At 45.2% G+C, this 26857-nt stretch carries 16 protein-coding genes; 10 read left to right on the top strand and 6 right to left on the bottom strand.

Annotation, left to right across the window (positions count from 1 at the left end; genetic code table 11):
• Positions 1–8 precede the first annotated feature (8 nt).
• The 5 genes from ABDK00_RS01350 to ABDK00_RS01370 form a co-directional block, all read right to left on the bottom strand.
• A complete protein-coding gene (locus tag ABDK00_RS01350; protein ID WP_346237709.1) occupies positions 9–1907 on the bottom strand; it encodes a right-handed parallel beta-helix repeat-containing protein in 1899 nt (632 codons plus the stop codon).
• 89 nt (positions 1908–1996) lie between these two features.
• Entirely contained in the window at positions 1997–3517 is a 1521-nt protein-coding gene (locus tag ABDK00_RS01355; RefSeq protein ID WP_346237710.1) for a sulfatase, read from the bottom strand.
• Between the two features lie 110 nt (positions 3518–3627).
• The gene (locus ABDK00_RS01360; RefSeq protein ID WP_346237711.1) at positions 3628–5097 is read right to left on the bottom strand and encodes a sulfatase; all 1470 of its coding nucleotides are present in this window, start codon (positions 5095–5097) and stop codon (positions 3628–3630) included.
• Between the two features lie 11 nt (positions 5098–5108).
• Entirely contained in the window at positions 5109–6734 is a 1626-nt protein-coding gene (locus ABDK00_RS01365; RefSeq protein WP_346237712.1) for a RagB/SusD family nutrient uptake outer membrane protein, read from the bottom strand.
• Positions 6735–6842: 108 nt separating this feature from the next.
• On the bottom strand, positions 6843–10016 hold the full coding sequence (locus ABDK00_RS01370) for a TonB-dependent receptor (RefSeq protein WP_346237713.1): 3174 nt from the start codon (positions 10014–10016) through the stop codon (positions 6843–6845).
• A 722-nt stretch (positions 10017–10738) separates the two neighbouring features.
• On the opposite strand from ABDK00_RS01370, the gene ABDK00_RS01375 reads away from it, so the two are divergent.
• Genes ABDK00_RS01375 through ABDK00_RS01385 form a run of 3 tightly spaced genes read left to right on the top strand, consistent with a single transcriptional unit; the run spans position 10739 to position 15135 of the window.
• Complete coding sequence (locus tag ABDK00_RS01375; protein WP_346237714.1) at positions 10739–12283, top strand: sulfatase; 1545 nt, start codon at positions 10739–10741, stop codon at positions 12281–12283.
• A complete protein-coding gene (locus ABDK00_RS01380; protein ID WP_346237715.1) occupies positions 12264–13829 on the top strand; it encodes a sulfatase in 1566 nt (521 codons plus the stop codon). Before ABDK00_RS01375 ends, ABDK00_RS01380 begins: the two co-directional genes overlap by 20 nt.
• 49 nt (positions 13830–13878) lie before the next feature.
• The gene (locus ABDK00_RS01385) at positions 13879–15135 is read left to right on the top strand and encodes a hypothetical protein (protein ID WP_346237716.1); all 1257 of its coding nucleotides are present in this window, start codon (positions 13879–13881) and stop codon (positions 15133–15135) included.
• A gap of 207 nt (positions 15136–15342) precedes the next feature.
• On the opposite strand, the gene ABDK00_RS01390 is transcribed toward ABDK00_RS01385, so the two are convergent.
• Positions 15343–16836: a glycosyl hydrolase family 32 gene (locus tag ABDK00_RS01390; RefSeq protein WP_346237717.1), complete on the bottom strand. Its 1494-nt coding sequence runs from the start codon at positions 16834–16836 to the stop codon at positions 15343–15345.
• Between the two features lie 49 nt (positions 16837–16885).
• Here ABDK00_RS01390 and ABDK00_RS01395 point away from each other — a divergent pair, with 49 nt between their 5' ends.
• From ABDK00_RS01395 to ABDK00_RS01425, 7 genes are all read left to right on the top strand, one after another.
• Positions 16886–19066, top strand: a complete 2181-nt coding sequence (locus tag ABDK00_RS01395; RefSeq protein WP_346237718.1) for an HAD-IIB family hydrolase — start codon at positions 16886–16888, stop codon at positions 19064–19066.
• A 146-nt stretch (positions 19067–19212) separates the two neighbouring features.
• Positions 19213–20910: an OmpA family protein gene (locus ABDK00_RS01400; RefSeq protein ID WP_346237719.1), complete on the top strand. Its 1698-nt coding sequence runs from the start codon at positions 19213–19215 to the stop codon at positions 20908–20910.
• A 123-nt stretch (positions 20911–21033) separates the two neighbouring features.
• Complete coding sequence (locus ABDK00_RS01405) at positions 21034–21516, top strand: hypothetical protein (RefSeq protein ID WP_346237720.1); 483 nt, start codon at positions 21034–21036, stop codon at positions 21514–21516.
• A gap of 59 nt (positions 21517–21575) precedes the next feature.
• Positions 21576–23699 (top strand): helix-turn-helix domain-containing protein, encoded by a 2124-nt coding sequence (locus ABDK00_RS01410; RefSeq protein ID WP_346237721.1) that lies wholly within the window; start codon positions 21576–21578, stop codon positions 23697–23699.
• Between the two features lie 68 nt (positions 23700–23767).
• Positions 23768–24301, top strand: coding sequence for a hypothetical protein (locus ABDK00_RS01415; protein WP_346237722.1), 534 nt, complete (start codon positions 23768–23770; stop codon positions 24299–24301).
• A 42-nt stretch (positions 24302–24343) separates the two neighbouring features.
• Positions 24344–25384, top strand: coding sequence for a patatin-like phospholipase family protein (locus tag ABDK00_RS01420; protein WP_346237723.1), 1041 nt, complete (start codon positions 24344–24346; stop codon positions 25382–25384).
• A gap of 113 nt (positions 25385–25497) precedes the next feature.
• Positions 25498–26856 (top strand): chloride channel protein, encoded by a 1359-nt coding sequence (locus tag ABDK00_RS01425; protein ID WP_346237724.1) that lies wholly within the window; start codon positions 25498–25500, stop codon positions 26854–26856.
• Position 26857: the final 1 nt, after the last annotated feature.

Raw genomic sequence — 26857 nt, forward strand, 5'->3', positions numbered from 1 at the left:
CCTTGTTTTTAAGGGGCTTGATCTGCCGCTATCCTTTCTTTGACAATTTGATCTGCTGGTAAATTTTTGCCGCGCCAGGTGTTGTTTTGTATTTTAAGAAAGTTGATATGATTTACATCGATCACCGGTTTTTCGGGATGTAACGGCGCAAACGATTTGGAATCTTTAATTGTATTGTTGTAGAATTCAAGATGGTTGACACCGTTGGCTTCTAAAATTTGATTGTCGAAATTATTGAACAAGTTATTTCGGATAATAATTTTCCCAAAAATATAATCGTTCTTGTCTAAGGAAGTGTGGATGGCTATAACGCCACTATGCTTATTGTTTTTCCCGCCATAAAACGAATCTCCGAAACTGTTGTTTTCTATTAAAACGTTCTGGGCGTGGCCGGCTTCGTACCAGTAAGACAGTTCCACCGGCATCAGGATAGCCGACATCATATTGCTGAAATAATTATTTCGGATGATGGTGCGAAGCGGCGTGGACAGTAGAGCCCCGCGCGCGCGGTTGTTCCTAAACCGGCTGTTTGTAATCTCTAATTCAGGGTACCAGTCTGTATTTTCTAATACAAAATCTTTGGTGATCCGGTCGTCAAGTTTGTCTTCGAATGTAATAATGTAGTAACGCTGATTTACCGCTTCCACCTGCTTCACGATATTAAAAAATGCCGGGTTTGCGGAAGCCCTGGAGTCGACAAAACCTATGCGGTCTCCTTTTTCGGCAAACGTGAACCCTCCCTGTTGATAATGGCCTACGATTACGGCAAGCTTGTTAGCTGCCAGCTTTTCCGCAGCTTTAACATAAGACCCGTGAACATTTGTTCCATCATCTAACATTTGCTCGAAAGTGCAATTATTGATTTTGATAAGGCCCCGGCAATTGGCAAAATGCGTAGCGTCGGCGGTAGTAGAAACCATCCTCGAGGGCCTGTCAGGGTTGGTTGTTATGTTTACCGTTTCTAAGGAAATATTTTCGCTTCGTTCCCCCACAATGCCCATCCCTCCGGCGTGATATATATTAATATGCGCTAACAATACGTTTTTGCTATGGGTAATATGAAATGCATTGGCCAGCCTGTTAAAAGAATTTTGGCCTTTGCACACGAGCACCATTCCAACGGGCGGAACATGCTTTAGCGGTCCTGAAACCCGCACCAGCCCTTTCTTTAACTCAGTAAATTTTAGGTTTTGCACCTTTACCGAAAAGTTATCGTAAAGGGAATAAAAGTCATCTGCATAAGGAAGGTTTAACTTTTCAGGGAATTGTATTTTTTTCTCTTTTTGGTACTCAAGGGGCGTGTACAAATTGGTATTATAAGCAACCGCTTTTCTTTTGGGATCAAACAGTATCGACCTGTCCAGGTCGTGGCGGTACCCTTCTTTTATAAAAATAAGGTTGTTGTTTTGGATGACATAAGGGAAGTCTTCTGAAATTTCCAGGTCGAAAGTTCCCGCTTTTGGGTTGCTGGCGACAATTAACGCCTCGCTGTGTAACGGCAGCTCCCAATCAACAGAAACGCCCGATACTTTGATGTTTTCTGATCGTTCGATATCAAAAGGCATCATCAATCCGTGGAAGATCAGCGACGCATGATCACCCCTCACTTCTAAATTCTTAAATGCGATTAAGGGGAAAGCGATGGCTTTAACGGAGTTGTCATGGTTGGTAACATAACAGTACTTGGAAAAAGCTTTATCGGGATAAAAATGATAAGTGCCTTCTTCAATATGTAATACCGGGTTTTTTAATTTTCTGGCATCCTGTATCATTTGATATACCGCCGGTGTTGCATCTTTTTCATTATTTTTCAAATAATTTTTAAGATAGAGCGGTTGGCAAAGCACAGGAAGCCCTATCAGTAGCATGGTTACTACCTGAATTGTTTTTAAATAAAGCAAGTTCATTTTATTAATGTCGATATGATAGGCCTGAATCTGAATTAATATATAGTGGGGCAGGAGTTGCCTGATTCAAACCATCAGTGTTTTAAAATCTATTTTGGGGTTGATGATTTTTTGTCTTTTGCGTCAAACCATGTGTATTTCGGAGAGCTATCCGTCTTCCATTGCAGCGTGAGAAAAGGATCGTTGAGTTTAGTTAAGTGCGCTACCAGTTTCGCATGCAGGTCGTCGATGACAGCGTCATATCCCATGCCTTTGTAAATGGGTTGCATTTCATACGGATCCTTCCTTTTATCGTAAAGTAAGAAGCCTTCTTTCCTTACCTTGTCGCGCTTGTACTCATTTGGTTTTGCAATAATATATGTGTATTGGTCGTTGTAAATCGCGCGCCACGACCGGTCTTTGGAATCCGGCGCGCCCTGGTCAAAGGAGCAGTAGGCATATTCAGGCGCCGCTTGTCCATTTTTTCCGGTTAATACATTTTCATAATTAAACCCTTCAATGTGGGCGGGCGCCGGCAGGCCGGCGAGGCCCAGTACCGTAGGCAAAATATCAATAGTCGCCATGGGATTTTTATAAGTATCCGGTTTTATTTTGCCAGGATAAGAAAGCATCATCGGTACGCCAATAGACTCTTCGTTCCAAATGCCCTTCGTCATCCTGCCGTGGGAACCCAGCATTTCCCCGTGGTCTGCGGTAAAAACGATAATCGTGTTTTCGAAAATGCCTTTTTTCTTTAGAAAACGGATCAGCTTTCCAAAGTTTTCATCAATCGATGTGATAGCGCCAAAATAACCGGGGAGCACCGGCCAGGATTCGGCGCCAAATTTTCCTACCGGCGCTACGTTGGGCCTTCTTTTCATTTTTTCGGGAGTGGGATAAAGCGCTTCGTATTTTTTGGGTGCTGCATAGCCATATCCCATTTTATGTTTGTTGGAATTGCCAATAAATTTGTCGGGCTGGTACCTGTCTTCAAAACCCGGGCCGCCGCCGGTATGTGGAGGGCCAAAGGATAATACCATGCAGAAAGGGTTCTGGTCAATATCTGCTACCGAGTCGATATATTCAATAGCTTTACCAGTCATATAGTCTGGTTCCCAGCCGGGTATGGTAACGGGTTGCCGGGCATCTTGAATATAGTAGTTTTGGTCGAAGGGTCTGTGATGACTGGAGAGTATCCAATAGTCAAAACCATGTCTTCTCGAGCGGGGCACATACCCTTCAGATTTGCCATCTAAATGATATTTTCCAATATAGGCGGTATGGTATCCCTGATCTTTAGTGATATCGCCTAAGGTTATTGAATTGGTTGATAACCTCACGTGGTTGCCAAAAACGCCATTTGTAATATTGTATTGCCCGGTAAACATGGTGGCCCTGCTGGGTGTGCAAATAGGCGTATTGGCCACCGCGTTTTTAAAAAAGGCGGCTTCTTTTGAGTAGGCGTCCAATTCGGGCGTCAACACTGCGTCTTCATTAGTAAAACCAAGCGCCTGTCGTCGCCATTGATCCGCCATTACTAAAATAATATTGGGCTTTTGTTGGCTGTTTTGCGCCTGTATGCCGGCAATTTGCGTGAGAAAGAAAACCAGCAGTAATAATAAATGCTTCATTTGTATACTTTAATTTTTTGCATTGGGGCTTTTACCTTCAGTTACGGTTATAAGCGCCGTTGATATGATATAATGATTTAAGACTTTTTATCTTTTAACTTTCGAATAGTTTATCTAAATCCTGAATATTCCGACACTCCCATTGCCTGCTCCCAGGTTATTAACCTGGATTTTAGCTGTCCGAGAATGTGGGGGTTTTTTGCTGCAACATTGTCCGATTCCTCCCTATCATTTTTGATGTTGTATAGTTCAGTTTTTCCGCTCCTGAACGCCAGTAATTTCCACGCTCCTGAGCGCACAGAGGCATATAAATCTTCATAAGCCCTGTAGCCAAAAATTGCTTCTCGCTGAATAGGTTGTCCGCTTTTGATGTGAGGAACCAGGGAAACGCCATCCAAAGGAGCATATTTACCGGCTTGGCCCCCTGCAATTTCTACCAGCGTCGGGAATAGATCTGTTGATTGAACGAGTGTATTCGATAGTGTATTTTCTCGTGTTACGCCGGGCCAATAGAAGAAAAAAGGCACCCTGGCTCCTCCCTCATACAATGCTTCTCCATTTAATTTTCCGCCTCTAAAAGGCTTGTTCTCAAAAAAGCCGCCCTGGTCCGAAAGGAAAATAATAATCGTATTATCGTTGATGCCCTTTTTATTGATGGCTTCAAGAATGCGGCCAACCGATTCGTCCGTTGCTTTTACCATTGCCGCATGGTGGGCTCTTTTCCCTTCTAAACCCTTCTTTTCAAAATGTGCAACCAAATCCCGTCTGCCTTCGTGAGGGGTGTGTACCGCATAGTAAGAGCAGGTGAGCATAAAAGGCGCATCTTTTTTATAATTGTTTATAAATGAAACGGCCTTATCGGTGAGTAGATCTGTGAGATATTTGCCCTTTACATGAAGCAGGCTGCTGTCTGTGGAAGGCATAAAATAAGGGGGATAATAGGCGTGGGGATGCCCAAAGTTTGAAACGCCGTATTGCTCGTCGTATCCCTGGTTTACCGGATAAAATCCCTCATGTCCCAAGTGCCATTTCCCTATAAAACTGTTGTAATACCCCAGCTCCTTCAACGCTTCGGCATAGGTGGTATATTGAAGCGGCAACCAATTGGCGCTCGGCACATGAGCGGGGTCGGTTTCTAAAAAATTATAAGGGTTATTGGTGCGCCCGTAATTGTCGAACCCGTTTTTTGCGCCCCCGGGAATATGACGCACCATTTTAAGGCGCGCAGGATGCAGCCCCGTTTGCAAGGTGGCCCTGCTGGGGCTGCAGGTGGGGCTGGCGATATAGGCCTGCTCGAAATTGATGCCTCTTGCTGATAAAAAATCGATATTCGGTGATTCAAATCTTGGGTTTCTAAATCCGAGGTCTGACCAACCCAGGTCATCCACAAAAAACAAAATGATATTTGGTTTTTGAACCTGCGTTTTATTTTTTTCAGAAGAGCTTCGCGTTTTTATAGCGCAGCTCCCCGCGACGACTACAAACGCCAGGGAAACCACCCGTAATACTTTTAGCGCACTCCATCTTCGGTTCTTTTTCAATTCGTAACCGCCTCCCACATATTTTTTCATTGTCTTCATAAAATTTATCATCAGTTAAATCCCAAATTTTGTTCAAGGTTGTTATTGAGTAATATTTGGGCATCGGGTATCGGAAACCATACCCGCTCCGGTATCCAGTTGGCTTGCAGTTGAGGAACTATTTTGTTGTAAAAGCCATTGGTTTCATCGAGGGATTTTATCACGTTGGTGAGTTTGCCAAAACGGGCGAGGTCAATCTTCCTGAGGTTTTCGAAGCAGAGCTCCCTGGAGCGTTCGTCTAACAATTCTTCAATAAAATCTGCTTTCCGATAGCGGCTGTTAAGTTTTTCCAGGTTGGCTGCGTTGCCCGCCACCGCGCGCTGCCGGATCTGCGTGAATATCTCGCGGGCAGCGCTTTCATCCCCCGTAAAATAAAGCGCTTCTGCATGCAGTAATAATACTTCGGCATACCGTATAATCGGAATGCTCATATCCGAAGCGCCGCTGCTTAAGGTGTTGCTTACGCCTGCCCGCATTCTGAATTTTCCCACACAGTAATAAGACTGGTCTTTTTTTGCCGCACGCGGCACAAAGAATGTAACGCCATCCAATTCTTCCGTTGTGTTAGAATTTAAATTGCCGGTGAGGTTGTTGCTAAAACGGTTATCAATGTTCATGTATAGATCATACAATTGTCCGGTCGGCCGGAAAGTGCCTGCGCCGCCTCCGCGGGTGTCTCTGTTGCCCTGCGGAATTAAAACATCCCTGATTGAATTTGTTACTCTTGCCGATGCATCGCTGGAAGCCTCTGCCAGCATCAGGCATTCTTTATATTGATCTGCTTTAGTGTTCGGGCGGAACAACCTGCGGTACTCGGGTATGAGTATATAACCGCTGTGGAGCACGATATCTGTTGTTAAGGCTAATGCGTTTCTATAACACTCATCCGCATCAACCCAATCAAAGCTGTTGATAGGTAAATCGCTGAAGTCCTTTGCGTAGCCGTTATTTTTAGCGCTGGCCAGGTAGGTGTAAACCCGGGCCAGAAGCGCGGCAGCCGTGTATTTATTAACGCTGGTAGATCTGGGGCCGCGAGCTTCCAGGTTTTCATAAGCAAAACTGTAATCTTCAATAATTTGGCGGTACACTTCTTCCAGCGTATGCCGTGGCAAAGTGGCTTCCTGAGCGGTTGAAGTGTAAACAGGGATGGCGCCGTGCATCATGCTGAGGGTCATATGAAAAAATCCTCTCAGTAGCCTCGCTTCAGCCAGTAAAGCTGCTTTTCTGTTACCTGAAAATTTCTCAGCGGGAATTTGATCGACCTGCTCTAAAAATAAGTTCGCTCTGTAGATGCCTCTATATTGCGTAGCCCAAACCGACTTTAGAAACTCGGATGTCGCAGAGAAAGACGCATCTCCAAAAGGGAAGTCATCCGGACGGTTGGTCGTATTAAAATTGACCAACAATTCATCATTGCCCCCGTTAAGTACCGTAATCAAAGACCGGCCATAGCTTCCATCGTTGTTGCTCAGGATCGAATAGATGCCAATTAGCGCGACTTCTGCATCTTTGGGCGTTTTATAGAATTGATCGACCGTGGCTTGAGAAAGGGGGGCGTCTTCTATATATTTCTGGCAGGAAACCAACGTGGTAAACATGAAGGTTAAAAGTGTAAGATGTTGATATATTGTTTTCATGTGTAGATGTGTTTATGTTTTTTGCAGACCACCTGGCATGTATCAGAAAAAAATAGGCGCCACCGCTCAGTAAAAAATGAAACTTGTTTTTATAAATAGGGTAGGGCATTAAAATTTAACCCTAATATTAAAATTGATGGTTCTGGAATTGGGGTAGCGAAGCCTGTCTAAACCACTCAAGAGGGGATTATTGAAAGAAACTTCGGGATCGATACCCGTATAATTTGTCCAGGTTATCAAATTGGTACCCACAATCCCGATGCGTACCGATTCAATTCCCGTGGAAAGCAGCATGCGCTTTGGAAGCGTATAACCCAGATTAACCGTTTTTAATCTCAGGTAAGAACCATCTTCCACATACCAGCTCGATTCTGTTGTTTGATCTAACTGTCCATAGCCGGGGTGGGTATTACTGGGGTTCACTTCCGACCAATGATTGTTATAATAGTCTGTAGAAATATTCGTACCCGACCGGTATCCCGAAACCCTTAATTTCCCCGCATTGTAGATGTCATTGCCGTAGCTGCCCTGTAAAAAAACCGAGAGGTCTAAGTTGCCATAGGTGAAGGAATTCGTTATTCCTCCAAAAAAATCAGGGTTCATGTCGCCCACATAAGTTCTGTCATCAAGGTCGACATCGCCATCATTATCTACATCACGATAGCGGAGTTTCCCGGGAAGCGCCGTAATCCCTGCCGAAGGCGTCGCCAGGCCCGATTTTAGCTCAAACTGCCGGTCGTCGAATGGTATGGATGGGTCGCTATTGTTTTGCCAGTTAAAATCGTTCAATTGATAAACGCCAATGTAATCCAGGGCGTATATGCGGCCAATCGGTTCCCCTTCTTTAATCAGCCCCAGGTCTGATTGAAAGCCTCCTGCTGCCGAAACAGGAATGGCTTGCCCTAACGATAATTGCTTTACTTCATTCCTGTTAAATGAAATATTAAAATTGGTGTTCCAGGAGAATTTTTTTCGTTGGATGTTGCTCGAAGTAACGGCAATTTCCAGTCCACGGTGATCTACGCGTCCTAAGTTGAGCAGCATGAAATCATCTCCTACCTGCGCCGGTATCGGCGTGCTCAGCAGTAAGTCCCTGGTTTGTTTTAAATAGGCGTCAAGCGTAATGCTAACGCGGTTTTTAAGAAGCCCTATATCCAGGCCTGCATTATACTGTGTGGTTTCTTCCCATTTTAAATCAGGATTAGCTAAGGAGCCCGGGGCTAATCCAAAATTTAGGCGGTCGTCGGATGCGCTAAACGCTTCTACCAAAAGCGGGAGGTAAGCAAAAGCCGGAATACGGTCGTTGCCCGTTACGCCCACTCCGATTCTGGGTTTAAAAAGCGATACCACAGGTTTCAGGCCTTTCATAAAACCTTCTTTATGCATGTTCCAGGCAAAAGCTCCAGAAGGAAAATATCCCCATTTGTTACCTGAGCCAAACCGGTTGGTGCCGTCTGCCCGAAAGCTGGCCGTTAAAAGATATTTGCTTTTTAAATTATAGTTGAGGCGCCCGAGATAAGACAACCGCTTTGTAGGAATGACAAACGTATAGTAAGAAGTAGCGGCCGAACCTAACTGGATCGCATTGGCGCCGCTTAGCTGGTTTTCAAAATTTACAACCGTGTTCGCAAAGCGTTCGTTCCGGGAATCGAAAATTTCAAATCCTGCCAGTGCGTTCAACTGGTTGTCCTGATTAAATGTTTTATTGTATCTCAATTGGGAAGAGTGGTTATAAGAAAAGGACTCTACCTGGTTCACGATGGCTTCCCCGTTGGTGAGATTGCCTCGCCGGGTCAGCGAGTTATAAAACTCGTTGCCTTTTGAATTTGAAAAATTCCCGTTGAGTTCACCAAAATAGGCAAAATCTTTCGTGAAATCGTATTTAACATCGGCGCCGGCAATGGTTCTGTTTAATCGGATGGACCGTTCTGCCTCGGTTAATACGGATAGCGGTGAAATAAATTCTGAGAATGTCCCGTCGCCGTCATCATCAAGCAATTCGAAGGGCGTGGATATTACAAGCTGTTGGATATTGCCGTCAAAATTGCCAACGGTACCCGTGGTGGCAGCGCCTTTCATTTCAGAAAAAGCTGTGTTGAAAGTGACGCCGAACTTAAGGCGCTTGGTTTGGTTTAAGTTCAGTTTCGCCCTGAGGTTGTATCTTTTATAATTTGTTTCCAGCATCGTACCATCCTGATCCAGGTAACCCAGGCCCACGCTATAATTGGTCGATGCATTACCTCCGCTAAGTGAAAGTTGATGCTGCATGGAAAAAGCGTTTTTGAAAGCCTCTCTTTGCCAGTTATGGGCTCTTAAGGTATTGGGATCCCTTTCCGTATCCCCTACGCCGTCATTATCCGTATCCTGGAAAAAGATGGTTCCGCCATTTAAGTCTATCTGATAATCTCTATAAGCATTGCCGTCTAACATATCTAGCAACTTGGTTGGTGAAGCCAGGCTTGCATCGAAAGAGTAGCTGATTTGAGTTTTACCGGCTTTGCCTGATTTGGTAGTGATAATAACAACGCCGTTAGCGCCGCGAGATCCGTATATAGCCGTGGCAGAAGCATCTTTTAAAATATCAATCGACTCAATATTGGCAGGGTCTATCGTCGACAGCGGATCATACGCCACCGCGGTAGTCAGTTGTGAGCTGGCCACAACATTCTCATTTACATCAATCTGCACGCCATCAATTACATAAAGCGGGGCGGAAGAAGCGTTTATTGAATTTTGGCCACGTATAACAAGATTTACGCCCCCGCCCAATTCCCCGGTTGAATTGGTAACCTGAACGCCGGGAGCCAGCCCCTGCATAGATTGAAGCAGGCTGGGGTTTTGCTGCATTTGAAGTTGTTCGCTATTTATAATGGACACCGATCCTGTAAGGTCAGACTTCTTTTGCGTTCCGTAGCCAATCACCACCACTTCATCTAATCCAAGCTCGTCCTTTTCCATTTCAATATTTACGGTAGGTTCATCGCCCACAAGCAGTTCTTTCGTTAAATACCCCAGGTAAGAAAACACAATCACCGGCGCATTTTTAGGAATCGCTATCTGGTATTTCCCATTTGCATTCGTTACAGCGCCCTTGGCCGTACCCTTTACCGTTACCGAAACGCCAACTAACGGCGCTTTGGTTGAGGCGTCTGTTACAACACCGGTTACTTTCTTTTGCGCCAGTAAACTATGCGTGCAAAACAAAAACAGCAAAAGGGTAAAAAATTTAAACCCTGAAATCACAGAGGTTTTAAATGGCTTCGGTCGCATTAAATATTTCATTATGTTTTGAATTGATACGGCAGTCATATATATAATTAAAAACAATCGTTACGCCTTTCGATGCAAGCGCATCTTTCCCGGCGTTTTAAAAAACCTATTTTTTCATGAACCAAGCAACTGTTCAATCGCTGATGTAAAAGTATTTTACCGATTAAATATTCGTGTTGCGTAATGTAACAGCATGTTGCTGTAACGTAACATGCAGCAGTATTTCAGTACATTTTGGGATAAAAGAAATAAAAATTAATAAAAGTTGGAACATAAATCGGGATAAAAAAGTCCGGGTTGTGGAATAGCGGCGGGAGAACAACACGAGAGAATGCAGTGACTTAGGGGTGTGGTCACGGAAAATATTAAAAAATTACATACGTATATACCCCGGCCTGACACAGAAAATTTGTTACCCATCTAAAAATAATAAGGTAAAAAAAGGCCGATGTTACAATAAAGTCTGTAGCGGTTGCGACGGCAATAAAGGGGAGTTTTTTCCGTGAATTAGTTGTAATGCATCCGGGATCACCCTTCTTGTATCAGCGACAGCCACAATGGGCCGTATGCTTGGCCTAACCCGTCAGGGGAGGGGCGCCTGCTGAAAATGCCAACAACAACTGGCTTCATTTTACATAAATTCTATTAAATGTTACATACCATATCATCATTGTTACAATAGGAGCATGGGAAGGTGCGCAGTATAACTACATTCGAAACATAAATCGTTACCAATGATACAAATGAACGTTTTCAAATTTTCATTAAGATGCCTTGCGTATGGCATGCTTTTCATCGGGTTGGTTTCATTTCAACCTGATCCGACTCCTAAAGGCCGTTCCGCAAAACCGAATATCCTGTGGATCATCGCTGAGGACCTTTCTCCATTTATGGGTTGCTATGGCGACAGCATTAATGAGGGCCACACGCCTGTAATCGATCGCCTCGCGTCAGAAGGCGTTTTATTTAAAAGAGCCTATGCAACAGCTCCTGTATGCTCGCCAAGTCGCTCGGCTTTAATCACCGGCATCATGCAAACAACGACCGGAACGCATGAACACCGTTCGAGTCGAACCTATGACGGGGAAATTGTCCCCGAGGCATTGAGGATACACCTGCCGCAAGCCGTAAAAACGATTCCCGAGCTGATGAGGCAGGCTGGTTATTTTACTTTCAACGACGGAAAAGATGACTACAATTTTCACTACGACAGAAATAGCCTTTACACGGTAGGCAGCAAAAAGAACTATGTGGCGGGAATGAATGGATGGCAGGGCAACTGGCCCGAAACTTTATCTTTAACCACAAGAGAGTGGAATAAACGTAAAAGCAAAGACCAGCCCTGGTTTGGACAAATTCAGGTGATGGGCGGCAAAGGCCACGGTGAAAGCGTGAGGGAAGGTGAAAAATTAAAAAAGGATGCGTTAAAGCCACCACCTTATTTTCCCGACATCCCTTCACAGCGAGCCGCCTGGACCGATCATTATAATGCAAATCGCGGAACAGATGCAGATATAGAAGTTATTCTGAAAGAGCTGGAAAAAGATGGGGAACTTGAAAACACAATTATTTTCTTTTTTTCAGATCATGGCAGCAACGCCTCATTGCGCCACAAACAACTCTGTTATGAGGGAGGCATGTTGGTGCCTTTAATCATCAATGGACGCCACCCCGCTATTCAAAATGGTTCGGTAAGAGAAGACCTTGTATCCCTCCTCGACGTATCGGCTACAACCCTGGCTTTGGCAGGCGTGTCGCTCCCGGCCTACCTCGATGGGCAAAACCTGTTGGATAAAAATACCGCTGAACGGAAATACATCGTTGGCGCGAGAGATCGCTGTGATTATACCATCGACCGTATCCGTACTGTCGTTTCAAAAAACTTCCGGTATATACGTAATTATTTCCCCGAAAGGCCCAGGCTGCAGGCGGGGTACCGGGATAATCTACCAATCGTCAAAGATCTTAAAGAAGCCCGGGATAAAGGCCGGCTCACGCCCTACCAGGAACAACATTGGTTTGGGCCAAAAGAAGTGGAAGAATTGTATGATCTAAAAAAAGACCCGCTTCAAATGAATAACCTTGCAAGCATACCGCGTTATCAACAATTGCTGGAGGAGCACAGAAAGGTGCTGGAAGACTGGATTAAAAAAACGGATGATAAGGGGCAATATCCTGAATCGAAATTGCAACTCAAGGCTACCTATGATTTATGGAAGGACCGCCCCATTTTTAAAAACGCCATTGTCAATCCGGAATATGATGAGTTTAAAAAATAATAGTAGCACGGAATCACGACGGGAAGATTTGATCTTCTTGAAAGGCCTGTTCATTTGGTGCTGTTGTCTTTTGGGGCTGGGCGCGGCCGCTCAAAAAAGCGAGAAACCCAATTTTATCGTGATACTGGTAGACGACCAGGGCTGGAACGGGCTTTCCATCCAGATGGATCAAAAGAACCCAGAATCGAAATCTACTGTTTACCAGACGCCGCATATTGCATCGCTGGCCCATGAAGGCATGCGCTTTTCACACGCCTATGCGCCAGCTAGTATTTGTGCTCCCAGCCGCGCCAGCCTGCTCACCGGGAAATCTACCGCCAGAACCGGATTTCACTCCAATACAAAAAAAGCGCAGACCGATCGGCTGCTACTGACAAGAGAAAGCCATTACCTGAATGCAAAAGATACTACGATTGCCGAGTTTTTAAAAACAAGGGGCTATCATACCGCTCATTTTGGTAAGTGGCATGTTGATCCGGAGGGAAAAAATATCTCTAAGTCCGACTATGGCCCTACGGCGCATGGTTTTGATGTGAGTGATGGAAACAACGGAAATAAACAAGGGAACAACAATCCCTCCAATGACCCTAAACGCACATTCAGCCTCGCGAAAAAAAGTATTAATTTTATTAATAAACAGTCGGGCGAAAAGCCCTTCTACTTGCAGGTTTCGTTTTATGCGGTGCACGGGAACCCCGCGGCCACGCCCGAAAAAACAGCCCTGTATGCCACTGGAAAGCGCACTTTAAATAAAATTCATTTTAACGGTGCAATGGGCGCTATGACCGAAGACCTGGACGACGGTATTGGAATGATCTTACAAGTGTTGCAGAAAAAAGGGTTGGATAACAATACGTATATCATCTATACTTCGGATAATGGATTCAACAATGCTTATGCCTATAATACGCCGCTTAGAGGAGAAAAAAGATCACTCTACGAAGGCGGCAACCGCGTCCCATTTATCGTGAAAGGGCCGGGTATAAAGCCCGGTACTCAGTCAGATATTCCCATTTGCCTCTACGATATCCTGCCCACTATTGCCGGCCTGTCGGGTGGCGCCGGTTGGCTGCCAAAAAATATAGATGGCGAAGACATCAGTTCGGTGCTTAGGGGCGAAAAGGCCGCGTTTAACGCCAATCGGAGCCTTTATTTTTATTTCGGTGAATACGAAGACCGCCTGCTTGCTTACAACCGCAAAAAGAAGCTTCCCTATGATAAATCAGACACGATTCATCCCTCGGGGTACCTGATATCGGGGCGGTGGAAATTGCTCGTAGACATGGATCAGAATAGAAAATTCCTTTACGATCTGGACGAGGATATTTTCGAAAGCAATCCTGTTCAGGCCGATCATCCAAAAATAACTGAAAAACTTTATCAGGAGCTTATCGCTTATTTTAAAAGTGTCCGATTGCACTATCCTGTTTTAAACGATCAGTTCAACAGCCCATTCATTAAGGGTAAAAGTCCGGATGCCGACGCAGACGGACAGGATGACCGATGGGAAATGGAAAGTTATTTAATGTGGGATGCAAAGCATTAAGAAAAACACCAACACAGCCGCTCTTTTTTTAAACCATAAATAGACAATTATGAACAAACTATGTTTCTTATTATTAATTGCTCTGGCAAGCTGCAGTAAAAATGCTAAAACCGATAGTGTCTTGTCAAGTCCTCCTCCAGCTGAAATGTCGTCGAATGCTAGTATGAGTTCAATGGCGCTTAGTCAGACAGTCTGGAATGTAAAAAGCGTCTATGGCGCCATCAATGCCCAAACCTTACAGCAAGCGATCAATGACGCCAGGCTGCACCGGGCCGCCCATCCGGATGAAGATATTATTTTGATTTTGGATGCCGGCACCTATTATTTAAATGAACAAATCGAAATTGAAAACCTTAACCAACAGGGCACCGGGTGGCTGAAAATAAAAGGTAGTGGTTACAACAGCACAGAGTTGATAGATACCGAGTATGCGTCTGACCTGGGCGTCACCTTTCTTTTTGATGAACCCTACAGGGTAAGCATGGAGGATTTTCAAATTACGGGCGCACAGCTTACCACATCGCAGGGAACCATTGTTGCCATCGATGAGCAGGCAAATTATAACACCTACATCGATATCGACATTGATGCAAATTATCCAAATGTCAATGCCTTATATGAAATTGAAACGACCAAAGCGAATAAAATCAGAATTTTTGATGATTCGGGTTCGACACCCCATTATGCCGCTCATCCCAGCGGAGATCATTATGCCAATCGATGGGCTTTTGAAGGTGATTATGACGAGAATGGCGTACCGGATATCAGGCCGGTGCTTATCAACGCGTCCCAGGATATCTGGAGGTTTAAGCTCAGGGAACAGAATGTGAAAAACGATGGACCTATTCCGTTCCAGGTTGGAGACCGGGTAGGCATTAGCTCAAAGTCTAACCGTTCTGAATGGGCCAGGTTTAAAAATGGCGGCTCCGGATTCCTGGCCCAAAACATTAAGTTGCTGCGGCTCGGAAGGTGCAAATTCAGAGGCCCCTGGAGCAATGTCCACTTCAATAATGTGAGAATCATGCGCTCCACTATAAATGGCCGACCCTCTTTTTATGCTACCGATGCGGGCCCCCAGTTTGGCCATGATGCGGATGGCGTGGATATGACAAATCTTGTTTTCGAAAACTGTATTATTAAAGGTACGGTTGACGATGGCAGCGCTTTTCAACGAATTCAGTCAGGCTACGCTTCGAATAATAGCTGGATTGATGGCGGGGGTGTTTTAGTTGGACAGAATACCAGCGCTGGTTTCACTTTATCAAATAACACCCATATCAATTGTCCGGTAGAAGATCTTAGGTAGTACAGAACATATGCCGTAGCTGACAATGAGGTATAAAAAATCCCCGCGTGGAAACGTGGGGATTAAACCAAAACTAACTGCTTATGAGAAAAACTTGTTTATTAACTTCTATTGGGTTTGACGCCCAATGAAAGCGAAAGTTGCGCAGCAAAAAGCCCTTTAACATTTTTTTAATAATTAAAGGGCTTTTTACTTTAATGTAAGGGCTCAGGAAGCGGTTTCGTTGATCAAGTATTCGTCTTCCAGCGGCGGCAATTTTTTAATAAAGCTATTGTTGAGAGAAACCACTGAAGATGAAGAATAAATGCCTAAATATTTGTTGTTGTAACTGTAATCAATCAGCGTCAGCTTCACCAGCCCGTCGATCGCCAGCTCGATATAATTCCCGAACCGGATCAGTTTGAAGTGATATTTATAAGCTTTGTTGATGGTAAATATATTATCCTGCAATACGGTGAATTTAAAGTTGGACCTTGTGTCCGCCTCGTTAAAGCCCCAGCTTCTTACTTCTGCGTGCCCGTTTACCACGTCGAAAGAGTAGTAATAACCCGATCCTTCTTCATCCATATCTGTAACCAGACCCAGTTTGCCCATTCCTTCCACCGAAATCACACCTTCCCAGATAAAATCTTCTGCCGGCCTTTCAAAAACAAATATCTCGTAGCCGCTTCTCGAGCCCAATATCCAGCGGTTATCTTCAACCCTGAAATCAGAAGTGGGGTTGTTTAATAATTTGCGGATGTTTTTAAAATGATTCTGGTCGATTGGGTCGTGGGCTACGTTTTCCCAATGATCAAAACTTTTAAGTAAAAGACGTCCCTGGTCGTCTGTATCCAATTGCTTCGGAGGCAGAAAGACGCGGTGCGAATTGATAAGCCCTGACGTGTAAAAGAATGCATAAATCAGCAGTTGGCCGCTCGTACTCTCCACAATGCGCGCGGCATAATTGCCCTGTGGCAGCAAAACATTGGCGTGGAAGGCATGGTACTCTCCTAAAAATGCATCGCTAAACCAGTAGCGCACTTTTACATCTTCCCTAATCGAAGAAATCAGGTAAAACCTTCCGTTGAGTTGAAACACACAGGGGCACTCGAGGTCGTCGTACACCATAGGGTAGTGTAGCGGCGGCAGGTAGGAAATGCTGTCATCCTTTTGCTGGATCAGGCCGATGCATCCGCGGCGGGATACCGGGCCACTCGCTGACCTTGCGCAGATCAGATAGAAAGTGTCGCCGTTCAGGTCAAACCGGAACGGGTCCCGGAAACTCAGCCATTTTCGCGGGCTGTCTTCCATGCTTTCGTAATAGGGCCCTTTCGACTCAATCGGGAAAAAATTTTCATTCTTTTTCTCCCAGTTATACAGGTCGTAAGAAACTGCCAGGCCGATCAGGGAATTGGTGCCTCGTAGCTTGCGCTGCAATCCCGTATAATACATTTCAAACCGGTCGCCTACCTGGTAAACATGCATCGTCCACAACATATCATCATCCCACTCGCCGGGGTCGCCCACAAACAAAGCATTTTTCACGCGTTTCCACGAAATACAGTCTTTCGAAACGGCATGCGCAATGTAATCATGATTGGGAATAATCAGATGAAAAAGGTGGTATACCCCCTTGTGAAGGATGATGGTAACATCCCCGATTTCCCAGTCGCTAAACCCCGATCCGCTATAGAACCTCCTTTGTATATCTTCTTGCATTTCGCTAAAAATACTTATATTTCGCATATCTCAAAAACCATCCTTGAAAATGAAAAATTATTACATTCAATTGTTTAGCCCTCATGGTTTAATACGATTCAAAAATGCAGAAATTGGTCGCGATAAAGACACCGGCGGACAAGTAAAATACGTGCTGGAATTGCTCGAGGCCTTATCCAAACATCCGCATGTGCGAAAAGTAGATTTATTCACCCGGCGCATTACCGATAAGAGGGTTTCAGATTCCTACAGCCAGCCTATAGAAATAATCAATGAGAAAGCCCGTATTGTTCGGGTAGATTGTGGCGGCCAGCAGTACAAAGAAAAAGAACAGTTGTGGGATTATCTCGATGAGTTTATCAATAATACGATTCGATTTAATGAAGATGAAGACGACTATCCGGATATTCTTCATGGTCACTATGCGGATGGAAACTATATCGCATGCGAACTGAGCAAGATTTTCGCCTTGCCCTTTATAGCCACGGGGCACTCGCTGGGACGTAACAAAAGAAATATTTTGCTGACCCAGGGATGGGATGAAAAAAAACTGAACGACCGCTTCAACATGCAGCGGCGGATCGATGAAGAAGAGAAAGTGATTGCCAACGCAGATGTGGTAATCGTTAGTACGCAGCATGAAATCGAAACACAATATAAAGATTATGTACACCAGGGAAAGGCGGAATTCAAAGTGATTCCACCGGGCATCAACAATGAGGTTTTTTATCCGTATTACCGCCTTGAAATGCCTTCGTTCGCCATGACAATTGAACAGGAGCAGGCGCTCCATAAAATCAATTCTGAAATTGAACGTTTCCTGTTTAATGCCGATAAGCCCTTAATTCTTTCTATTGGCCGGGCGGATAAACGTAAAAACTTTGAAGCAATCATCAACTGTTATGGTCAGGACAAAGAGCTACAGGCGATGGCTAACCTGGCCATTTTTGCCGGGGTGAGAAAAGACATTTCACAGATGCCCGATGACGAGAAGGAGATTCTTACCAACCTGCTGCTGTTGATGGATAAGTATGACCTCTATGGAAAAATGGCGCTACCTAAGAAAAATGATCCGGGCGTGGAAGTGCCCGAAATCTATCGTATCGCCGCCCGTAAAAAAGGCGTTTTTGTAAATGCCACCCCCGGCGAAAATTTTGGGTTAACTATTGTCGAAGCAGCCGCCTGTGGCTTGCCTATTGTGGCTTCTCCGACCGGCGGCCCCAAAGAAATCGTTGGAAATGCACAAAACGGGCTGCTGGTGGATGTGGAAGACACGGAAGCCATTGCGGCGGCTTTAAAAAAGATTATATCCGATCAAAATCTTTGGGAAAAATATTCGGCAAATGGGATCAAGGCAGGTTCGGAATCTTACGCCTGGAACAAACATGCCGAAACCTATATGGAAACGGTCGAGCAAATCTTCAATAAAAAGTCGAAAGGGCACCCGGCGCAAAATTCGCTGGGCCGAAAACTGGCCGATGCGAAAATGTTCTTCATCAGCGACCTCGATGGAACACTGGTGGAAGGCGACGACACCACCGGGCTGGAAACGCTTATGGATTGGGTCCGCCAAACGCCCGGCGTAGTGTTCGGCATTTCGAGCGGCAGAAACAAACAGCTTTTAACCGAAGCGCTGGAGCAATATCCTTTCGTTGATCCGGATATTATCATTTGTTCGGCCGGAACAGAATTGTATTATACCAAAGATTTTGTGCCCGATACCGGTTGGGAAAAACATATCAACCACCAGTGGAAACGGGAAGCCATTGTAAACGCGATGGAATCGGTTGCTAATATCAGCCCACAGGAAGAGAGCGCGCAATGGCCTTTTAAAATCAGCTATTTCGCAGGCGAACATTTTTCCAGCGACGACCTGGCCAATATTAATAAACAGCTGTATGATAAAAAACTCGCCGCAAAAGTTCTATTTACAGACAGCAAGTACATCGACATTATCCCAAGAAGGGCAGGCAAAGGCAATGTGGTGCGCTATTTAAGCTATAAATGGAAACTTCCGGTAGACCAGTTTATCACAGCAGGTAACGGCGGCAACGATATTGACATGCTGCAGGGTCAGGCCAAGGGCATCGTTGTGGCGAATTACAGTAAAGAGCTGGACGTGCTTAAGGGAAAACGCAATATTTTCTTTTCGAAGCAGCCCTTATCCTCCGGAATTTCGGAAGGAATCAGCCATTATCTAAAAAGTGGCAAAACAAGGATAAAAGGTTAGTTTTCAAGGACAAAAAGAAGGCGCCTCGAAGCCGAAATGCTAAAGTTTTGTGATAATTATTATATATTTGTCATTTGTTATACGTTTTGTTTTATAGATTAAGTGTCTACTAAACGTTTTTAACAAATTGACCTAAATATATATTCATGAAAAATTCAAAATCACTAAGCCTCATTTTGGCGTTCTCGGCATGCGTAGGCGCAGCTGATGCACAGGTAAGCCCTTCACACCCTTACACAGCCCCTCACCCTATTTACGGCTCATTTTCCGTAACTGATGACAACTATTACAATAGTAAGCAGTTGACCCAGCAAAAAGAGTTTATGGTAGGCAATTATGACTACCCGGGAAAACCCAAGGATATGTGGGAATTTGGTATTAAGGGTGGTCTTTTTCATATCAACGGTGATGTGGCTTCTGTATTGCTAAGTCAGGGTTTTGGCGCTCATGTCCGTAAATCTTTAGGTCATACGCTTTCACTGCGTTTGGAATATATGTATGGCGTAGCGCGCGGCCAGGACTGGAGGCCATCCGGCGGCTATAAATATGCCGGTTTTGCCAACCCGTGGTTTTATCGTTATACGAGGAACAGCGTGTTGCCCGGCGGTAATGTTTGGGATCCGATCGATTATCCGAATGTATATTATAACTACAAAACACATGTTCAGGAGCTGAGCCTGCAGTTGCTGGCTAATATTCACAATATTCGTTTTTATAAACCACAAACCGGCGTAACGCTTTACGGATTGGTGGGCTTTGGTGTAAGCACCTGGAAAGGCCGTGTGGATGCGATGTATGAAGTGAACGGCGATGCTGAAAGCGCCGCTTATGACTTCAGCACCATTAACAGCAGCGGTGTTTATTCCAACAAAAAAGAAATTTTAGATCAATTAAAAGATTTACAAAACGGGGAGTACGATACACCTATCGAAACGGATCCCAGCAAGCCATGGTCTAACATGTTTGCAGGTAATATTGCTCCTTCTATTTCCGGTGGTTTGGGATTGGCGTTTCGCTTAAGCCCCCGCGTAAACCTTGCTATTGAAGATAGGGTGATCTATAACGGATCTGATCTTCTGGACGGTCAGCGTTGGGACGAGAAAGGAACTTTGACGCCTGATAAAGATTTCATGAATTATTTCACAGTCGGGTTGAACTTTAATATTGGTAATAAATCGCGCAGGGTAGAACCGCTCTACTGGTTGAATGCAGCCAATTATGCATATGGCGAACTGCGCAGAGTACCTGAGATCGTACTTCCGGATGCTGATGGTGACGGTGTAACTGATCAGTTCGACCAGGAGCAAACTCCTGCAGGTTGCCCTGTTGATACCCATGGTGTAAGCCGCGATACTGATGGTGACGGTGTTCCTGATTGTAAAGATAAAGAACTGGTAACGCCGACTTATTGCCAGCCTGTTGACGCGGATGGTGTAGGTAAATGTCCTTGCCCAGAAGGTTGCGCTCCCGCTCAAAGCGATTGTGCAGCTACTTTAGGCGCTTTACCAAGCATTCACTTTGCATCAAATTCAAACAAACTTTCTGATGACGCAGCAGCTTCTTTATCAACAGTTGCTTCTAAACTGAAAGCAAATCCAAACTGTAAAGTGGTAGTTGTAGGATACTGTGCCGCTACAAAACGCCAGCAGCAATTAAGCTGGGATCATGTGAACAAAGTGATCTCTCACTTAGTTGAGAACGAAGGTGTAAGCAGCGACAGGTTTATCTTCAGCTCTGGCCAGGAAGGTGGTGATTGCGATGTAGTAGACATCCGTGCTGCGGCTCCAGGTGAAGATGGTCCAAACACGGTAGCGCCTCCTCACCCCAATCTTCGTAAAAACTAGTCACTTTTTGCTATAACAAATAAACAAAAGGCCGTCTCAATTTGAGGCGGCTTCTTGCTTTTCACACCTGTTGCGTTACATTGTTTGGCAAGGCATTTGATTTCAAAAGAGTAAAAACCCTCTATGAAGCCATTATTTTTTATTTTGATGTTAACCGTAATTGCTTGCAATACGGCTCCAAAAGAAGATACTGAAAATGAACCTAAAGTAGAAAATGTAAGCATTGATGCCGGGGCTGTTGAAAGCAATTTGCCTCAGTGCTATGTGTTTATTGCCCAAAAGGATACCTACGCGCTGAAACTGGCTTTTACTGATGAAGCCGTAAAAGGAACAGCGGTTTATAAAAATCATGAAAAGGATAGCAGCCACGGAGACGTAGAAGGCGCCATTAGCGGCGATATAATCCATCTCTGGTATTCTTTTAATTCAGAAGGAATGAAAAGCGTGCGCGAACTGTTTTTTAAACGTACCGGTGAAGGTTTGGTGACCGGCGTGGCAGAAGAGCAAACAAAGGCTGATTCCGCGTTCGTTGCTGATAAAGACGCCGTTCGGTATGAAGGCCCTACTTATAAACCAGCAGATTGCAACCTCGTGCCGGTACTTTAGTTTTATCGGCTTTCTTTTTAAAAAATTGCATGTACTTTTGAGCATACAATAAGTACTTCTTGCAATCTCTTTTTGAACTATTAGAACATACGAGCAGAAGCCTTTTTCTAACCGGAAGGGCAGGCACCGGAAAAACAACATTTCTTAAAAGTTTCGCGGAGCGGACAAAAAAGAATTTTGCCATTGTTGCTCCAACGGGTATCGCTGCTATCAATGCCGGCGGTGTAACCATGCATTCAATGTTTGGCCTGCCGCTCGCCACTTTTGTGCCCACCACCGACTTTATCGACCGAAACGAAGCCATTAATATCCCCAATCTATTGCCTCATTTTAAGTACAGGCGCGATAAACTAAAACTGCTCAGAAAGCTGGATATGCTGATTGTCGACGAAGTGTCTATGTTGAGATGCGACGTTTTGGATATGCTGGATCTCGCGTTGAAAAGCGCCCGCCGGTCAGCGCTTCCCTTTGGCGGCGTGCAAATGTTTTTTATTGGCGATTTATTTCAGCTGCCGCCGGTGGTAAAGTCAGAAAGTGAAGCGATGCTATATACTTATTATGCTTCACCTTTCTTTTTTGAAGCAAAAGCGCTGCAGGCTTCAAATTTGTTAACAGTTTCGCTGACGAAGGTTTACCGGCAGACTGATCCGCTTTTCCTGCAACTATTGAATGCCATTCGCGACAACGATCCGGATCAGATCGACTTTGAATTGCTCCACAGCCGCTACGATCCTTATTTTGAATCGGAGGATTTTTGTGTCAACCTGGTTTCTCATAACTACCTGGCCGACGCCATCAACAGGCAGCAGCTCGATGCCTTGCCGGGTAAGCGCCGGCAATACAAGGCAAATGTATGGGGCGAGTTTAGGCCGCATCTTTTCCCAAACGAAGAAAGCCTCGAACTTAAGGAAGGTGCGCAAGTTATGTTTGTAAAAAACGACCCGGATGAAAGAAAGCGCTTCTACAACGGAAAGCTGGCGACTGTTACCGCGTTAAACGACGAGGAAATAAAAGTGTTGCCGCAAGGGGAGCAAAAAGAAATTACCATCGTCAAAGAAAAGTGGGAGCATAAAAAATACTTTCTTAATAAGGAGAATAATATTGATGAAGAAGTGATTGGCAGCTTCGAGCAATTTCCCTTTAAATTGGCCTGGGCAGTGACCATTCATAAAAGCCAGGGGTTAACCTTCGATAAAGTGATTATCGACGCCGGAAAATCTTTTACGAGCGGCCAGGTGTACGTGGCGCTAAGCCGCTGCCGCACTTTGGAGGGCATCGTTTTAAAATCGAGAATAACAACCCAGTCGATTATCGTCGATCCGCGCATTATGTCGTTTCAGAAAGAAACGGAGGCAAACGATCAGATCGAATCTATCGTTGCTTCAGAGCAGTACAATTATGCAGCTTCGAAATTGTTGCAAATCCTGAACATCCAGTTGATAACAACCGATGCCGCCGCATGGAAGGATGCGGTAGAAAAAAGTTCGGTTTTGAAGGATGAGCAAATCCGTTCGGCTACTGAAACCATGCTGCAGCAGCTGGCGGAACTGGAGGGCGTTTTCAACCGCTTTGAAATCTATATCCACCAAAAACTGAAATCATTGGCCAGCTCTTCCGGATCATGGGCTGCGATTGAAGAGAAAAGCAAAAGCGCCGCACGGTTCTTTTTTAACCAAATTCAAAAGGATGTTTTAGCTGTTATTAAAGATTGCTATGCAGAAAGCAAAGGCGCGAAGGGCCTAAAAGGGTATAACGAAGTGTTGAAAAATTTTTTAGAAACCACGTCTTCCTACCTGGCCGCCTTATCGCAGGCAAGTTTGCTCGACAGCCACCTTTTGGAAGAGGAAGCGGTTGCGGTAGCGACCGAAGTTGAAAAAAAGCCATCCCATATTATATCTTATCAGCTGTTTGAAAAAGGCCAGACACCGCAACAAATCGCCGCGGCAAGGAATATTACCGAATCCACCGTTTGGGGACATTTGGCGAAAATGGCGGCGGTCGGCGTGCTGGATATCAGCCGGCTTTTTACCGACGAGCAGATAAAACTGTTCGAAGACAGGTTTAGAAAACATCAATTTACGTCCATAGGCGAATGGAAATCCGCGCTACCGGATACTTTCGGCTTTGGCCCCATCCGGGTTTTGCTCAATCATTTCAATTATCAGCGCAGTAAGAAAAGCTAAGCTCACTAAAATAGGCGAGGGGATGGGGCAATTGAATAGAGTATCTTAGTATCTGAAAAGCAATGCCGATGAACACCTGTAAAATATTGATGACGCTGGCCTTCACGTGCATGGCCGTCCATGGACGGTCGCAGCAGGCGGAGACCGAGTTTACGGAAAGCTGGCTGATTACAGCAAAATTAGGCAGCGGTATCAACACAAATTTTCGTTCGGGCAGGCCCGATTTATATGTCGGCAGTGTGGGCTTGAATCCGCAATTTGCTGTGGTAAAAGGGTTGCTACGGGTGGGCGCCAATGCGGCAGCGATATACACCGACAAAAAAATGAGCGGCCTTTTTGGCCCTACGCTGGCTTATCGCATCAAAACTTTTAAAACTGAAAACTTTGGCAGTATTGGCAATCTGCAACTTCTGGCCGAAGCCAACTGGGGAACCAATCTGCAACAAATGGCAGGCGGCGGCCTGGCTGTTGAGCTTTTATCCTTAGCGCAAATCGGGCTTTCGGTGCAGCGGGATTATAAACAAAACAACTGGTGGCTGCAGACCTATATCGCAATCCATCTGAAGAAACCTTCCAGTCAGACGGACCGCTACTCGAGATGAGGGCAGCAGGTCATTTTTTTAAAAACCTTAAAAAAACAACCGATGAAGCAACGGGCTTTGGTTATTAGCGGGGGAGGATCCAAAGGCGCTTTCTCTGTGGGTGTCGTAAAAGATCTGATGCATATTTACCAGGTCGATTTTGATATTTTGGTAGGCACCAGCACGGGCGCGCTTATTGTGCCGCTGGTTGCCCTGGGCGAATTAGAACAACTTGAAGCGCTTTACACGACGGTTACTGATGAACAGATCCTGGTAAAATATAATCTCGGCAGCCGCCTGAACACGACTTCTGTTTTTACTGCGGGGCCGCTTATCGACAAGATAGAAGCGATATATACCGACGCCTATTTTGACAAACTGCTCGCTTCTAAAAAAGAAATCTACCTAACGACTACTTGTCTTCAAACGGAGCGGCTGGTCGTTTTTACCACCGCGCAGCATGCACCCTCAGCGCCTTTTTATGAGCTGCAACAAATTGTGAACGCCGATCAGCTCAGGCGCGCGATCCTCGCCTCCGCAAGCCAACCTGTTTTCATGCCGCCTGTAAAAGTGAACAAAAACCTGCCGGGTGCCGCTTTCCCCGATCATCAGTTTGTCGATGGCGGCGTCAGGGAATATGCCGGCCTGGCGATTGCCATAGATGCCGGCGCCGATGAAATTTTCACAACGATCCATGTCGCGAAAAACGCGAGGCACTCACATGAGCAGCTCAACAACCTTTTCGCAGTGCTCCAAAAGACTATTTCAATTTTTATAACAGATGTCGGCGACAATGATTTAAATATACCTAATATGTATAATGAAGCTCTTTTGTACATCAGTGGCGTTAAACAAAAAATGAGGAAAGCCGGTGTTTCCGACGCCCTGATTGACGAATATTTTGTGATAGGCCAGCCGGGCAACAGGTTCCGGGGAAAGGAGCCTGTAAAAATCCATATTATTCAACCTGAAGAAAACCTGGGCGGCGGACCCGGCGGCCTTGTGTTCCATCCGGACGAAATGAAAGACATGCTGCTAAAGGGCCAACTGGCGCTGCAAACCTTTGTCGCACATTTAAACAAGGAAGATATAGACTGGGCCTGACTTGTAGGCGTTAAAGCTTTTTGAAACAGGATAAGTTTTGTATTTGCTGTATAAAAGCTGTTACTTTGAAACTTCTGTACAACTGCTAACTCGGCATTAATGAAGTTTTTTCAATGGGGATTTATAATTATTTCAGGCAGAAAGCAAAAAGGCTGTTTGATAATATCAAGAGTGAACGGGTAAAAAACAATCTGCTCACGGCGATACCTTTTTGGGTGGGCTCGGTGATTGTGGGTTGTGTGGCTGTGTTTTATGCGCAACTTTTTCTTTTGGGTGAGAACCTGCTGATTAAAATGATTCACGGCCGGTTATGGCTGCTTTTCATTATTATGCCTTTTGCTTTTGTTTCGGCCTGGTGGCTGCTCAAAAGATTTTCGCCCTATTCAAGGGGCAGCGGTATTCCCCAGGTGATGGCGGCGATCGAATTTGCTAATCCCAAAGACTATGATAAAGTAAAGCGGCTGCTCAGTGTAAAAGTTATTATTTATAAAGTTATATCCAGTTTTATCCTCGTGTTGGGAGGGGGCGCTATCGGTAGAGAAGGCCCTACCATTCAGATATCGGGTTCAATCTTTAACCGCATCTATGAGATATTACCGGCCTGGTGGCCGCGCATTTCCCGCAAAAGTATGATTGTAACCGGCGCTGCCGCGGGCTTGTCGGCTGCCTTTAACACACCGCTGGGAGGAGTGGTTTTTGCTGTTGAGGAATTAACCAAAATACATTTCAACCATTTTAAAACCGCGGTTTTCACAGCCGTGATCATTGCGGGTTTGACGGCGCAACAGCTGGCAGGAACTTATTTATACCTGGGCTTTCCCAAAACCACCGCAGTATCTTATACGGCTTTGGCTGCTATTGTATTGCTGGGTTTGTTGGCGGGCGTAGCGGCCTCCTATCTTAGCAAGATTATTCTATTGCTTCAACGATGGCGAAACAGTTTCAATGCCACCTGGAAGCATTTGCTTTTTCTGGTTATCAGCGCGTGGATCATTGCTACGCTGGCTTTTTTCGTAAGCGAGCATGTATTAGGCTCCGGCAAGGAACTGATGGAACAATACCTTTTTACGTCACAAAAACACGCCAGGTGGTACGATCCAGTACTGCGGATGGTGGGCCCCGCGCTATCGTTTGCCAGCGGCGGTGCGGGAGGTATTTTCGCCCCGGCTTTGAGCGGCGGCGCTTCTATCGGAAGTATGTTTGCCGGTTGGTTTGGATTTTCTCCAACAGAAACGAACGTGATGATACTGGCCGGCATGGTGGCTTTTTTAACCGGTATCACAAGGGCGCCGTTTACATCTGCGATCCTTGTGCTGGAAATGACAGACCGCCACAGCCTCATCCTTCATTTAATGTTGGCCGCGATTGTAGCTAATATCGCTGCGCGCATCATCAATCGCCATTCTTTTTACGACTATCTGAAACATGATTATATGGCGGAGCTTTCGGGCCATAAAACCCTCGGAAAATAAA

Source organism: Niabella insulisoli (assembly GCF_039652435.2).
Classification (GTDB): Bacteria; Bacteroidota; Bacteroidia; order Chitinophagales; family Chitinophagaceae; genus Niabella; species Niabella insulamsoli.